General features: G+C 74.4%; 9 protein-coding genes. 5 read left to right on the plus strand and 4 right to left on the minus strand.

The genetic code is table 11. From position 1 onward, the window contains the following. Positions 1 to 168: 168 nt before the first annotated feature. Both ACH4TG_RS24085 and ACH4TG_RS24090 read right to left on the minus strand, forming a co-directional pair. Positions 169 to 1,590: a bifunctional transcriptional activator/DNA repair enzyme AdaA gene (locus tag ACH4TG_RS24085; protein WP_398244750.1), complete on the minus strand. Its 1,422-nt coding sequence runs from the start codon at positions 1,588 to 1,590 to the stop codon at positions 169 to 171. A gap of 172 nt (positions 1,591 to 1,762) precedes the next feature. After that, on the minus strand, positions 1,763 to 2,176 hold the full coding sequence (locus ACH4TG_RS24090; RefSeq protein WP_398244534.1) for an NTP pyrophosphohydrolase: 414 nt from the start codon (positions 2,174 to 2,176) through the stop codon (positions 1,763 to 1,765). Between the two features lie 428 nt (positions 2,177 to 2,604). Here ACH4TG_RS24090 and ACH4TG_RS24095 point away from each other — a divergent pair, with 428 nt between their 5' ends. Beyond that, positions 2,605 to 5,070, plus strand: a complete 2,466-nt coding sequence (locus ACH4TG_RS24095; protein WP_398244536.1) for an RICIN domain-containing protein — start codon at positions 2,605 to 2,607, stop codon at positions 5,068 to 5,070. Between the two features lie 165 nt (positions 5,071 to 5,235). On the opposite strand, the gene ACH4TG_RS24100 is transcribed toward ACH4TG_RS24095, so the two are convergent. Further along, entirely contained in the window at positions 5,236 to 5,964 is a 729-nt protein-coding gene (locus ACH4TG_RS24100) for a peptidoglycan-binding protein (RefSeq protein ID WP_398244537.1), read from the minus strand. Positions 5,965 to 6,705: 741 nt separating this feature from the next. Here ACH4TG_RS24100 and ACH4TG_RS24105 point away from each other — a divergent pair. From ACH4TG_RS24105 to ACH4TG_RS24115, 3 genes are all read left to right on the plus strand, one after another. Continuing rightward, a complete protein-coding gene (locus tag ACH4TG_RS24105) occupies positions 6,706 to 6,948 on the plus strand; it encodes a hypothetical protein (protein ID WP_398244538.1) in 243 nt (80 codons plus the stop codon). Positions 6,949 to 7,147: 199 nt separating this feature from the next. After that, positions 7,148 to 7,660, plus strand: a complete 513-nt coding sequence (locus ACH4TG_RS24110) for a hypothetical protein (protein WP_398244539.1) — start codon at positions 7,148 to 7,150, stop codon at positions 7,658 to 7,660. 277 nt (positions 7,661 to 7,937) lie between these two features. Continuing rightward, the gene (locus ACH4TG_RS24115) at positions 7,938 to 10,160 is read left to right on the plus strand and encodes a SpoIIE family protein phosphatase (RefSeq protein WP_398244541.1); all 2,223 of its coding nucleotides are present in this window, start codon (positions 7,938 to 7,940) and stop codon (positions 10,158 to 10,160) included. On the opposite strand, the gene ACH4TG_RS24120 is transcribed toward ACH4TG_RS24115, so the two are convergent. Further along, a complete protein-coding gene (locus tag ACH4TG_RS24120; protein WP_398244543.1) occupies positions 10,153 to 11,655 on the minus strand; it encodes a hydrolase in 1,503 nt (500 codons plus the stop codon). The genes ACH4TG_RS24115 and ACH4TG_RS24120 overlap by 8 nt on opposite strands. Before the next feature lie 401 nt (positions 11,656 to 12,056). Between ACH4TG_RS24120 and ACH4TG_RS24125 the strand changes: the two genes are divergently transcribed. Further along, positions 12,057 to 13,454 carry an NADP-dependent succinic semialdehyde dehydrogenase gene (locus ACH4TG_RS24125; RefSeq protein ID WP_398244544.1) on the plus strand — a complete coding sequence of 466 codons (1,398 nt, stop codon included), beginning with the start codon at positions 12,057 to 12,059 and terminating at the stop codon, positions 13,452 to 13,454. Positions 13,455 to 13,513 lie beyond the last annotated feature (59 nt).

Below are 13,513 nucleotides of genomic sequence, written 5' to 3' on the forward strand. Positions count from 1 at the left end.
GCCCCGGAGGGGCGATGCTCCAGGAGCGCGGGGAACTCCGCGCCCAGCCATGCACGCACGTCGCAGACGGCAAAGCACCCCCGGGGGCAGCCCGGTTGCCGCAGGGGTGCGGGGAACTACGCGACAAGCAACGGTGGACCGCTGGGCGGGAAGGGGTCCCGGGGGTGGTCAGGTGGGGGTGGGGGCGGAAGCCCAGAGGTGGTGGGTGGCGTAGGAACTCCAGGGGCGCCAAAAAGCGGCACTGGGAGCGTCAGGGAAGGGCAGGACATCGGGATCGCCCAGCGCCCGCATGCGGATGACCGCGGCAACCCCCGGGCTCACCCCGGGCAAAGCCAGCAACTCCCGTTCCGCTTCCTCCCGATCGGCGCCCGGGTCCAGCCGGACCGCGCCAGCGGCAAGGGCGCCGGCCAACGCGCGGACGGCCGCCGCGCGTTCCGGCGGAAGGCCCAGGCGCCTGAGATCCGCCTCGGCCAACTCGCAGGGGCGGGGGAAGAGATGGGTGAGGCCGCCACCTGCCTCGGAGACCGGCGGGCCGAAGGCCGCGACCAGTTCCGCGGCCAGCCGGCGCGTCCCGGCGGGGTCGGCGCCCGCGCCGAGGACCTCCCGGACGGCCAGTTCCTCCGGGTCCGCCGCGCCCGGCGACCGCAGCCCCGGCCGCGCCGCGACGAGCGCCGCCAGACTGGGATCGGCGCCGAGCCGTTCCGCGACCGCGTACGGATCCGCGTCCAGATCGAACAGACGCCGGATCCGCTGCGTCGCCGTCGTCAGGTCCCGCAGGTCGCCCAGGTGCAGCCGGCATTCCAACCAGGCGCCGGCGCCGCGCCGTTCGGCCACCTCGGCCACGCCCGGGGCGTGCGGCAGCCGCAGGGTGCGGCGGTAGATGCGGGCGCCGGCGTCACCCGTCACCTCCTCCACCCCGGGCACGGCCCGGGCGGCGAGGAAGTCGAAGACCTGGCCGCGGTCGTAGGGTCCGCGGTACGCCAGCCGCAGCGGCACCCCCGACGCGCCGTCCGCGCCGGCCTGCCCGCTCCGCCCGGGGCGCGCCGCGCGCAACTGGGTCGGGGTCGCCGCGTAGATCTCCCGGATCGTCTCGTTGAACTGCCGCACGCTGGCGAATCCGGCCGCGAAGGCCACCTCCGCCGCCTGCATCGTGGTGGTCTGCAGCAGCACCCGCGCGGTGTGGCCGCGCTGGGCGCGGGCGAGCGCGATCGGCCCGGCGCCCAGCTCCGCGTTGAGCTGCCGCTGGACCTGGCGGGCGCTGTACCCGAGGCGGGAGGCGAGTCCGGCGACCCCCTCGCGGTCCACCACGCCGTCGCCGATCAGCCGGACCGCACGCCCCACCACGTCGGCCCGCACGTTCCAGTCCGCCGAGCCCGGCACCGCGTCCGGCCGGCAGCGCCGGCACGCCCGGAACCCGGCGCCCTGGGCCGCCGCGGCGGTCGGGAAGAACGACACGTTGGGCCGCTTCGGGGTGACCGCGGGGCAGCTCGGGCGGCAGTAGATCCCGGTCGTCGCGACGGCGAAGAAGAAGACCCCGTCGAACCGCGCGTCACGGCTCCGCACCGCCTCGTACCTGCTGTCCTCGCTCATCATGTGTTCCAGTATGTGCACCCACCTCCCCGATCGCTGGCGGATTTCGGACGCCACATCCGCAGGGCCCGCCAGGCCGTCTCGGCCCCGCGCCGACGCCGCGCCGCGGCCCCGGCGGGGTGGCCGGAGACGACCCGCCGGTCCGCCGGCGGAAGGTGAGGCCCGAGGGCGCTCAGCGCGGGCGGACCGTGCGCGGGCCCGCGCAGACCGCCCCGGTCGCCACGACCCGCTCGCGCAGCCCGCGGTCGGCGGTGACGACCAGGCAGGGGCGGTCCGGACGGCTGTCCCGCGCCGCGGCGGCAAGCCGGGCGATCAGGTCGTCGCCGCTGCCGGAGGCCGACTCCACGCACACTCCCGGCACGGGCGCCACGCCGCGGGCCGCGCCCTCCACCACCAGCACGATCTCGATCGGGGTGCCCACGGCCCAGGGCGGGATGCCGGAGCCCGCGGGCAGTCCCGTGGCGGCCAGCGGCACCAAGGCGTCCCGCAGCCGCTCCGCGGCCCCGCGGCGGTCGCGCCACCAGCCGTCCGGCACGGACCCGACGACGTTCGCGCCGTCCACGATCAGCAACGGCCGGTCCGCCACCTGCCCGCCTCCACACGTCGCCGCCTGAGGCGCGTCCTGCCGGACCCGGCCGTCCGGCGCGCCGTGCGCCAGTCTGCCGGAAGGCCGGGGCGGCCCGCAGCCGGGCGCGCCCCGTGACACGCCGGGGCGGGCCACGCGCCCACCCGGCCCGTTGCGGTCCGTCCGCCTCGCGGGCGAACCGCAGGCACCCCGCCCTGACCCCGACTTTTCAACGTTATAAGAGCACGCGCCGCGCCGACAAGAGCCCCGGCGTGATCGCGTTCGCCGGGCGACACAGCGTCAGGGATCGCTCCTAGCCTGGCGCCCACCCGATTCTGCGGAACTTCGGTCCAAGCTCTGGACATGCCTGCCCGGCCATGCTGTCATGCCGGTTGGCATCATTCTTACAACGTTGGAACGGCGATCGAGGCGCCAGGAGGCCACCCCCCATGCCCCTGAACCGCAGGCACTTCGTCGGCACCGCGGTCACCGCCGCGGCCGCCGGCGCACTTCCGCTGTCCGTTGCCGCACCGGCCCAGGCGGCGGGCGGGCGCGGGCGTACCCGCAGCACCGTGCTGCCCCGGGTCGCTCCGGCCGCCGGCGGTCTGTACACGCCGAACGCCGCACCGCTGGCCCCCACCGCCTTCCTGCGGCTGCCGCCCGGCGCGGTCACCGCCCGCGGCTGGCTCGACGGGCAGTTGCGCCGCCAACTGGCCGGACTCTGCGGCCAGTACGCCTCCCTGTCGCACTTCCTCGTGATGGACACCACTGGCTGGGTGCACCCGGACCGCACCGGCTGGGAGGAAGTGCCCTACTGGCTGCGCGGCTACGTCGACCTGGCCGTGCTCACCCAGGACGCGACCGCGCTCGCCGCCGTGCGCCGCTGGGTCGACGCGATCGTCGCCACCCAGCAGTCCGACGGCTTCTTCGGACCCACCGCGCTGCGCACCTCGCTGGGCGGCGGCCCGGACTTCTGGCCGTTCCTCCCGCTGACCTGGGCGCTGCGCAACTGGCAGGAGTACAGCGGCGACACCCGCATCGTCCCGCTGCTCAGCGCCTTCCTGCGGTACATGAACGCGCAGGGGCCGAGCGCCTTCAACCAGAGCTGGGTCTCGGTGCGTTGGGGCGACGGGCTGGACACCGTCTTCTGGGTCTACAACCGCACCGGCGACGCCTTCCTGCTCGACCTCGCCGACAAGATCCACGCCAACGGCGCCAACTGGGTCGACAACCTGCCGACGCTGCACAACGTCAACGTCGCCCAGGGCTTCCGCGAGCCCGCGCAGTACGCGCTGCGCTCGCCGTCCAGCACCCTCACGCAGGCCGCGTACCGCAACTACACGTCGGTGATGACGAGTTACGGCCAGTTCCCGGGCGGCGGATTCGCCGGCGACGAGAACGCACGGCCCGGGTTCGGCGACCCCCGGCAGGGCTTCGAGACGTGCGGCATCGTCGAGTTCATGGCCAGCCACCAGCTGCTCACCCGGATCACCGGCGACCCGCTGTGGGCCGACCGCTGCGAGGACCTGGCCTTCAACTCGCTCCCCGCGGCCCTGGACCCGGAGGGCAAGGGGGTGCACTACATCACCAGCGCCAACAGCATCGACCTGGACGACACCGTCAAGTCGCAGGGGCAGTTCCAGAACAACTTCGCGATGCAGGCGTACATGCCCGGCGTCGACCAGTACCGCTGCTGCCCGCACAACTACGGCATGGGCTGGCCCTACTTCACCGAGGAACTCTGGCTCGCCACCTCCGGCAACGGGCTCGCCGCCGCGATGTACGCACCCAGCACGGTGACGGCCGCGGTCGGCGACGGCACCGAGGTCACGGTCACCGAGACCACCGACTACCCGTTCGACGACACCGTCACCCTCACCCTGAGCGCCCCGCACTCCGTGACGTTCCCGCTGCTGCTGCGCATCCCCGGGTGGTGCTCCGCGCCCCAACTGACCGTCAACGGGCAGGCGGTGAGCGCCGCCGCCGGGCCGGCGTTCGTGACGCTGCAACGCACCTGGCACGACGGCGACGTCGTCGTCCTGCACCTGCCGCAGAACATCGCGCTGCGCACCTGGCAGGGCAACAACGGCGCGACCGCGGTCGACCGCGGCCCGCTCACCTACGCCCTGTCGATCGGCGAGAACTACGCGCAGTACGCCGGGACTTCGCAGTTCCCCGAGTACGCGGTGCACGCCACCACGCCATGGAACTACGGACTGGCCCCGAACGACGGCAGCTGGACGTTCCGCAAGGCCGGCGGACCGCTCGCGGACAACCCGTTCACCCACACCGGCACGCCCTTCACCATCAGCGCGCCGGTCCGGCAGATCGCCGAGTGGCAGTCCGACAGCCAGCACGTGGTGAGCCCGCTGCAGGCCGCGCCCGCGCTCAGCACGGCCGCGGTGCAGAACGTCGACCTCATCCCGATGGGCGCCGCGCGGCTGCGCATCTCGGCCTTCCCCACCGCGGGCCCCGGCGGCCACCGCTGGACCCGCACCCTGGACTACCTGAAGATCCGCAACAAGAACTCCGGCAAGCTGATGGGCGTCGACCTGATGTCGACCGCGAACAGCGCCCATGTGGTGCAGTTCGACGACAACGGGACCGACGACCACCTCTGGCAGTTCGTGCCGAACGGCGACGGCTGGTACCGGATCCGCAACCTCAACTCCCAGAAGATGCTGGGCGTCGACCTGATGTCGACCGCCAACAGCGCCCAGGTCGTGCAGTTCGACGACAACGGCACCGCCGACCACCTGTGGCAGCTGGTCGACAACGGCGACGGCTGGTACCGGATCCGCAACAAGAACTCCGGCAAGGTGCTCGGCGTCGACCTGATGTCCACCGCGAACAGCGCGCCCGTCGTGCAGTTCGACGACAACGGGACGGCCGACCATCTCTGGCAGTTGATCTGACGTGCCGTCCGGCCGCCCTCGGGCGGCCGGACGGCGGCAAGCTCCGCGGGCGGTGCGAGTGGGCGCGCGCCGCCCGCGGAAGAGGCGTGGCGGTGGACCTGACGGCTTCAGCAGGTCCGCCGCCACGCCCGTTCCTGGCCGGCGGTCACCCGCGGGCGGCGTCGGTCACGAGGTGAGGGCCGCCCGGGTGCACGGCCCGTACACGCCCCGCGGGTCGCAGGTCAGCCCGCGGTCCTGCTGGACCTGCGTCACCCCGCGCACGGTCGCCGCGTCGTACACGCCGGTGACCGACACATAGGTGAACCCCTGTGTGAACAGCAGCTGTTGGAGCTCCCGGACGTCGCTTCCGGCGTCTCCGGCCCGCAGCGTGCGCGGCGCGGTGGCGGTGGGGGCAGGCGGGCCGGACGGGGAGGCGGTGGGGGTGGCCGGTGCGGTGCGCGGCGGGGTGCCGGACGGCGCCGCGGGCGGGGGAGCGGCGCCGGTGCCGTCCAGGTCGGACGGCGGTTGCGAGGTGGTGCGACGGGGTGTCCCGGCGGGTGTGGCGGCACGTTTCTGCACCGGCGTCGCCGTGTGCGGCAGGGGCAGCGGGGCGTAGGAGGGCGCCGGCAGCGGCCGGTACACGTCCTGCGCGGCCGGATACCGCGGCCACACATCCCACGCCAGCAGCACCGCCAGCGCGACCCCGACGAGGGCCAGCCCGCCCAACAGCAAGGGGAGCAGAGGCCGTTCACGGGACTCCTCGCGACGGGAGCGGTGGGACGGCACCGGGCCCCGGGCCGCCGGCGGGCCCGGCGCCGGATCGGGCGCCGGGGCCGCGGGCCCGGAGGGGAACACCACCTCGATCACGTCGGGCGGCTCGTCGCCCGCGGCATGCGGCGCCCGTATGACCTCCATACGCGGCGTCCCCGTGTCCTCACGCCTGTCCCTCACCGCAGCACCGCTCCCGCCCGCGTCCGCCCCGTCAGTCCCCGTCAGTCCGCCGATCCCGTCCTACCACCGGCGGAACGATCTCCCGCGACCATCGGCGTTCGCCCCGCACCCCGGCCCCGGACAGGGCAGACTGGCGCGTTCGGACCGCGTGCCGGATGCGGTCTTGCGCCGGGGCGCGTGCTGACGGGACGTCATGCGACGGAGGATCGGCGGGCGCCGGCCTTCGGTGTGCGGCCGCCGCCCGCGGCGGTCCCGGTGCGGTCAGTACAGCGGCGGCGTGGGCGGGACCGGCGACGGCGTCGGCGAGGGCGGGATGGGATCCGGCGCGGGACCCGGAGGCGCGGGTTCGGGACCGGGCGGCGACGGCGGGACCGGGCTGGGCGCCGGGCCCGGGACCGGCCGCGGTTCCGGCGGCGGCATCGGATCCGGGCCCGGCGAGGGCTCGCCCGGCGGGCTGAGGGGAAGGGGACTGGGGAAGGGCTCGGTCATCGTGACCTCCGTCGGTCGGGCGGGAACGGGCCTGCGATCCCGCGGCTGGACGCCCCCACACGTACCCGTTGGCCGCCGCGACATGCCGTGGGCGGGCGGAGTGCGCCCCGGCGCGCGCTCCCGTGCGGGTGAACCGTGCTCCGAACGGCAACCGCGCCCCGGCGCACCCCAGTCCCTCGGATCAGCAGCCACCACGCGACGCGGAAGGAGCCTGCCGTGGCCGAGGAGTGGGATCACCGGCAGACGTCCGGCCTGGTGCACGTCCTGATCACCGCCGGGGACGAGGCCAGCGCGTACCGGGTCTTCGACGCCCTGGTCGAACGCTTCCCGGGGATGGACCCGCCGACCCCGCAGCCCGCGCGGCCCGGCACCGTGGTCCTGGCGGTGCTGGCGCCCACTTGGGACGCGATCCCGGGACAGCGCCGGCGTCACCCGGGCGGCGCATCCGGGCGGCCGTGATCGCGGTGGCGCCGGGACCCGGCCAACGCGGCCCCCCCGCGAGGAGAGTTGAGGGTGGCCGGTGGCCGGGGAGGCACCCGCCTGCGTGCCCGGCGGGGCTGACCTGGCCGCGCGGACGGGTCCACGGGGGCGTTGGATACCGAGCGTGCCGGTCAACCCACGAGCGGTCACCGGGCCGCCCCGGCACGCGGAGAACGCCATGCGTCCCCTGCGTATATCCGCCGCCGCGCTCCTCGCCTCCCCCGTACTGGCCCTCACCGCCCCGGTTGCGGTCGCCGACTCGGTCACCGCCCCCGGCGTGCTGGGCGGACCGGTCGCCTCGTTCGGCTTCAGCGTCACTCCCAGCTCGGCCGCGCCGGGTGCCACGATCACCCTCCGCGCCACCGGTTGCGCGGCCCGGCCCACCGCCGGGGCCTCGGCGCTGTTCGCCACCGCGCCCCTGACCGTGGCCGACGGCCCCGGCCAGTCCGCGAAGGTCACCCTTCCCGCAGGGGCCAGACCCGGCACCCGCTACGACATCACCTTCACCTGCGGCAACGAGCAGGGCACCACGCCCCTCACCGTCATCCCCCCGAGCACCCCCGCCACCACGGTGCGCACCAGCCTCGGCAGCGGCCTCTCCGGCCCGGACGCCGCCGAGGTCATCCTCGGCGCCGGCCTCGTCGGCACCGCCGGCGTCCTCATCTTCCGTCGCGCCCGCACCCACCCCTGACCTTCGCCCGCCGCCGACCCTTCCGCCCCACGCCCCCTCGCCGTCCTCGCCGTCCTCGCCGCCCGGCCACCCGCAGAGGCGACAGCGCCCACCGCCCGGAACTCCGCGGCCACCCACCGCGGACTCCGCCCCCGGCGGTCTCGACGGCCGCGGCGGTGGGAAAGGGAGAGTAAAGGGATAATGTCAGGATGTGCATGAAATGCGGTGAGATCGTGGCCTTCGTTCGCCGGGTGGACCGGGCGGGTCCTGCGGGCGGGCGGGGGGCCGGAGCGCCTGGATGACGGACGAGGGGCGGCAGGGGCGCGACTGGTACGACCCCCGGGTGGGGCGGCCCGGGTCGCGGCGCCGGGTGCCGCCACCCGAGATCGGCCCGGGCGAGCGGCTGGCCATCAACGGGATGGGCAGCTTCGACTGGGACCTCGACCAGGGCGTCTTCGACCTGGACGCCACCGGCCTCGCCGTCTTCGACCTGCGCCCCGAGGAGTACGACGGGCGGCCCGACTCGCTGGTGCTGCGGGTGACCCCGCAGGAGGGCGCGCGGCTGGACATCGCCCTGCGGCGCGCCCTGCTGTCCGGGAAGCGCAGCTACAGCGGGTACTTCGAGATCACCCGGCGCGACGGCGTCAAGCAGTGGATCCACACGCAGGGCACGATCCTGCGTGACGCGTCCGGCACCGCGCACCGCGTGGTCGGCATCGTCCGCGACGCCACCGACGAGCTGGAGCAGCTCCCGCCCCGGCTCGGCGGGGAAAGCGGCCGGCAGTCCGCGGGGCAGGGCACCGGCGGGCGCCCGGGTCCCCGCACCTCCGTCGAGCCGGCCCCGGAGATGGACGGCCGCAGCCTGTCCGCCCTGGTGCGCCGCACCACCGAAGCCCTCTCCCACGCGGTCACCGTCGACGACGTGACCGCGGTCCTCACCGGCGCCGGCGCCCTGGAGCGCTTCGGCGCCGACGGGCTGATCCTGGGCCTGCTGGAAGGCGGCAGCCTGCGGATCGGCGCGGTCGGCGGCGAGCCCATGGCCGCGTTCCGCAGCCTTGCGGTGCGGCGCCTGGACGACTCCCTGCCGCTGTCGGAGGCCGTGCTGACGCAGCAGCCCCGGTTCGTGACCTCCTCCGAGGAACTCTTCGGCCGCTTCCCGCTGCTGCGCCCCTTCCTGGAGCGGGTCGGCCCGGAGGCCGCCGCGTTCCTCCCGCTGGTCGCGCAGGCCCGCGCGATCGGCGCGCTCGGCCTGTACTTCCGCCGGCGCGAGCGGTTCACGCAGGAGGACCGCGAGACGTACGGGGCGCTGGCCGGCGTCCTGGCCCAGTCGCTGCAGCGGGCCATCCTCTTCGACCAGGAACGCGAGTTCGCCACCGACCTTCAGGCGTCCATGCTGCCGCGGCACATCCCGCGGTTCGACGGCGCCGAGATCGCCGTGCGCTACCACAGCGCGTGGAGCGGGCGGGAGGTCGGCGGCGACTGGTACGACGTGGTGGCGCTGCCGCAGAACCGGGTGGGGCTGGTCGTCGGCGACGTCCAGGGGCACGACACCCACGCCGCCGCCGTGATGGGCCAGTTGCGCATCGCGCTGCGCGCGTACGCGGCCGAGGGGCACCCGCCGTCGACCGTGCTGGCCCGCGGCTCCCAGTTCCTCGCGGAACTCGACACCGAGCGGTTCGCCACCTGCGCCTACGCCGAGGTCGACCTGGTGACCGGCACGGTGCGCACGGTGCGCGCCGGGCATCTCGGCCCGCTCATCCGGCACACCGACGGCCGCACCGGCTGGCCCAACGTCCGCGGCGGCCTGCCGCTCGGCCTGGCCACCGCGCTGGACCTGCACGAGTTCCCGGAGACCCGGCTGGACCTGGTGCCGGGCGAGACCCTGGTGTTCTGCACCGACGGCCTGGTCGAGGAGCGCGGCACGGACATCACCATCGGCATGGAGGCGCTCGCGGAGTCCGTGCACCACGGACCGGAGCGCGCCGAGGAACTCGCCGACCACCTCGCGGACGCGCTCTGGCAGCGCTGGGGCTCCAACGACGACGTGGCGCTGCTGATCCTGCGCCGCGCCCCCGATCCCGGGCCCCGGCACGCCCCGCGCATCCACCAGTACGTGCACCAGGCGGACCCCGAGGGCCTGGCCGACGCCCGCGGCGCGCTGCGCCAGGCGCTCACCGCCTGGGGCCTGGCCGGGCTCGCCGACGATGTCGAACTCGCCGCCGGCGAACTGCTCGTGAACGTGCTGCTGCACACCGAGGGCGGCGCGGTGCTCACCCTGGAGGTGCTGCCGGAGCCGGTGCGGCGGGTGCGCCTGTCGGTGCAGGACCGCTCCAGCGTGTGGCCGCGCCGCCGGTCGCCCGGCGAGGCGGCCACGTCCGGCCGCGGGCTGCTGATGATCGACGCGCTCGCCGCCCGGTGGGGCGTCGAGCCGCGGGGCGACGGCAAGGCGGTGTGGTGCGAGTTCGCCCCCGCCGAGGCCGCCGCGCCCGCGGCCGGCGCCGGTTCGCCCGCGGTCAGCTGACGTTGAGCGCGGTGTCGTCGACCACGAACGACGTCTGCAGCTTCGAGCCCTCGACGCCGTTGAACTTCAGCGTCACCGTCTGCCCTGCGTACGCGCTCAGGTCCACGGTGTGCTGCGCGTAACCGGAGTTGGCGTTGACGTTGGAGTACGACCCGATCGTGCCGAGCACCGTGCCCGAGGAGTTGAGCACCTGGACCTTCAGCGTGTCGTACGCCGTCGAGCCGGTCTCCGCGGTGTCGATGTGCAGCCAGTACGAGAACGTCGCGGCGCAGCCGGCCGGTATCGTCACCGACTGCGACAGGGTGTTGGTGGTCGCGGTGCCGTAGCCGTCGAGCCACGCCTTGTACGAGCCGCTGTGCGCCGGTTCTGCCGACGCGTTGGTGATGACGCTGGCGGACGCCGACCACGAGGTGTTGCCGGACTCGAACCCGGGGTTGAGCAGCAGCTGGCCCGGGGTGCAGCCGCCGGTGGGCGGCGTGGTGGGCGGCGTGGTGGGCGGGGTGGTCGGCGGGGTCGTGGTGCCCGAGCCGCTGCCGGCCAGCCAGGCCGTGGCGTTCAGCGCGAGCGCCGCGTCCGTGCCCGCCGGGTCGTCCCAGCCGTTGTACAGGGTGTTGCCGGACTGGCCGGTGCCGTCGTCGACCGGGGAGCTGTCACCCCAGATCGCGACGTGGCCGCTGCCGAAGGAGCTGGTGACGAAGAACGCGCCGGTGTTGCCGGAGTAACCGGTGCGGTACAGCAGCCCCTTGACGGCCGGGTTGTCGGCCGGCTTGAGGGTGAAGGTGGTGCCGTCCCGCAGGATGCTGCCGGTCACCGTGCCGAACGGGCCGTGCAGCACCGGGTCCGAACTGTCGCTGATCGCCCGCGGGTTGTCGGTGCTGATGTCGAGCAGGTCGACGGAGAAGCCGAACGGGTCGGTGTTGTCGACGCCGTTGTTGGTCAGCAGGTCGTTGATGACGCACGGCGAGTCGCAACCGTCGTTGTTGCGGTCGCTGTTGTTGTGGTCGGAGATCAGGAACAGGCCGCCGCCGTTCTTCACGAAGTTCATCACCGCGGTCTTCTCCGCGGCGGTGAGCTTCACGTTCGGCTCGTCGACGACGAACTCGTCGAAGTTGCTGAGGTCCTGGGGGTTCGAGGAGTTGCCGTAGGTGATGGTCTTCCCCGACGGCAGTGTGTTGAGGCTGTAGCCGCCGGCCTTCTGCAGCGCTACGCCCCAGGCCGACAGGGCGCCGGTCCAGTCGGTCTCCTTGGTGGGCGACGGGTTCTGGGCGAGCGGGTCGGGCTGGCTGGTGCTGATGATCCAGTCCGCGTTGCCTGCCGTCTCGGCCTTGGTGTTGTCGAACAGCACGCGGTGGGTGGTCGCGGCGGCCGGCGCGGCGGAACCGGCCGGGGCGGCCTGAGCGTTGCCGGCCGCGACGCCGGCTGCCGCCAGGCCGATCGTGCCGGCCGCGGCGAGCGCGGCGATCAGCACGCGGCGGGGGGAACGGGATCCAGGCATCCGTCAACCTCCAGGTGAGGGTGGGGGAGTGGTGAGGGGGGTGAGTGGGGGGACAGGGACGGTGCTCGAACGAGTCTGCGCGCGTAGAACCTGACATGTATGTGCCAGGAGTTAAGGATGGATGAACGGTACCGGTCAAGGACAGTCCTGTGACAGCGGTGGCGAGAGCGCGCGGGAGTGCCCGATTCGGGTGGGTGTGCGCCGAGCGGGTGCCCTGACCTGGCACCCGGGCGCGCGCCCTCGCGGGAGCAGGCCGCGGGGAGCAGGATGGAGCGGGGCGCGTGAGCCGCCGCACGTCCTGGAGCGCCGGGCGTGTCGGCGCGCCGGGACGCCCGCCGGCCCGGTGCGTCGGTCCGCCGTGTCACTCGCCGCAAGGCATCCGCCCGAGGAGGAGCAGCAGCATGCCCATCGCCACCGTCAACCCCGTGACGGGGGAGACCGTCAAGACCTTCGAACCGCTGGGACCCGACGGGATCGAGGAGCGTGTCGCCCGGGCCGAGCGCACCTTCCGCAGCTACCGCGGCACCGACTTCGCCTCCCGGGCCGCCCTCCTCGCGGCCGCCGCCGATCTGCTGGACAAGGAGCGCGAGGACATCGCGCGCATCATGACCCTGGAGATGGGCAAGACGCTGGCGGCCGCCCGCGCCGAGGCGGCCAAGTGCGCCAAGGCGATGCGCTGGTACGCCGCCAACGGTGAGCGACTGCTCGCCGACGAGCACCCCGCCGACGCCGACGTGCAGGACAGCGGCGCCCACCGCGCCCTGGTGCGGTACCGCCCGCTGGGCGTCGTCCTCGCGGTGATGCCGTGGAACTTCCCGCTGTGGCAGGTCGTCAGGTTCGCCGCCCCCGCGCTGATGGCGGGCAACACCGGGCTGCTCAAGCACGCCTCCAACGTGCCGCAGACCGCGCTGTACCTCGGCGACCTGTTCCACCGCGCGGGCTTCCCCGAGGGCTGCTTCCAGACGCTGCTGATCGCCTCCGGTGCCGTCGAGTCGGTGCTGCGCGACCCGCGGGTGGCCGCGGCCACCCTCACCGGCAGCGAGGGCGCCGGCCGCTCGGTCGCCGCGGTCGCCGGCGACGAGATCAAGCCCACGGTCCTCGAACTCGGCGGCAGCGACCCGTTCGTGGTGATGCCGTCGGCCGCCGGCGAGCTGGACCACGCGGTCGCGACCGCGGTGACCGCCCGGGTGCAGAACAACGGCCAGTCCTGCATCGCGGCCAAGCGCTTCATCGTCCACGAGGACGTCTACGACGCGTTCGCGCAGCGCTTCACCCGCGCCATGGGCGACCTCGTCGTCGGCGACCCGATGGAGGAGTCCACGGACATCGGCCCGCTCTCCACCGAGCAGGGCCGGGCGGACCTCGAGGAACTGGTGGACGAGGCACTCTCCCGGGGCGCCCAGGCGCTGTGCGGGGCCCGGCGTCCCGAGTCGCGGCCGGCCGGCTGGTTCTACGAGCCGACCGTGCTGGCCGGGGTCACCCCGCAGATGCGGATCCACCGCGAGGAGGCGTTCGGCCCGGTCGCCACCCTCTACCGGGTCCGCGACCTGGACGCCGCCGTGGACCTCGCCAACGACACGTCGTTCGGCCTGAGTTCCAACGTCTGGACCCGCGACGAGGACGAGCAGCGCCGGTTCGCCGACGATCTGCAGGCCGGCGGTGTGTACTTCAACGGCATGACCGCCTCGCACCCCGCGTTCCCGTTCGGCGGGGTCAAGCGCTCCGGCTACGGCCGCGAGCTGTCCGGCCAGGGCATCCGGGCGTTCTGCAACGTGACCACGCTCTGGTACGGCCGCTGAGCCGGCGACCGGATCGGCCCGGGAGGGGGCGGCGGCGGGAGCCCGCCGCCGCCTCTCCC

It is taken from the genome of Streptomyces sp. NPDC020917 (genome assembly GCF_044333795.1).
In the GTDB taxonomy this organism is placed as follows: domain Bacteria; phylum Actinomycetota; class Actinomycetes; order Streptomycetales; family Streptomycetaceae; genus Actinacidiphila.

Excerpts from the sequence above, each read along its gene's own strand:
- ACH4TG_RS24085 (WP_398244750.1), bottom strand. The coding sequence starts at position 1,590 with ATGAGCGAGGACAGCAGGTACGAGGCGGTGCGGAGCCGTGACGCGCGG.
- ACH4TG_RS24120 (WP_398244543.1), bottom strand. The coding sequence starts at position 11,655 with ATGCCTGGATCCCGTTCCCCCCGCCGCGTGCTGATCGCCGCGCTCGCC.
- ACH4TG_RS24125 (WP_398244544.1), top strand. The coding sequence starts at position 12,057 with ATGCCCATCGCCACCGTCAACCCCGTGACGGGGGAGACCGTCAAGACC.
- ACH4TG_RS24100 (WP_398244537.1), bottom strand. The coding sequence starts at position 5,964 with ATGGAGGTCATACGGGCGCCGCATGCCGCGGGCGACGAGCCGCCCGAC.
- ACH4TG_RS24095 (WP_398244536.1), top strand. The coding sequence starts at position 2,605 with ATGCCCCTGAACCGCAGGCACTTCGTCGGCACCGCGGTCACCGCCGCG.
- ACH4TG_RS24115 (WP_398244541.1), top strand. The coding sequence starts at position 7,938 with ATGACGGACGAGGGGCGGCAGGGGCGCGACTGGTACGACCCCCGGGTG.
- ACH4TG_RS24110 (WP_398244539.1), top strand. The coding sequence starts at position 7,148 with ATGCGTCCCCTGCGTATATCCGCCGCCGCGCTCCTCGCCTCCCCCGTA.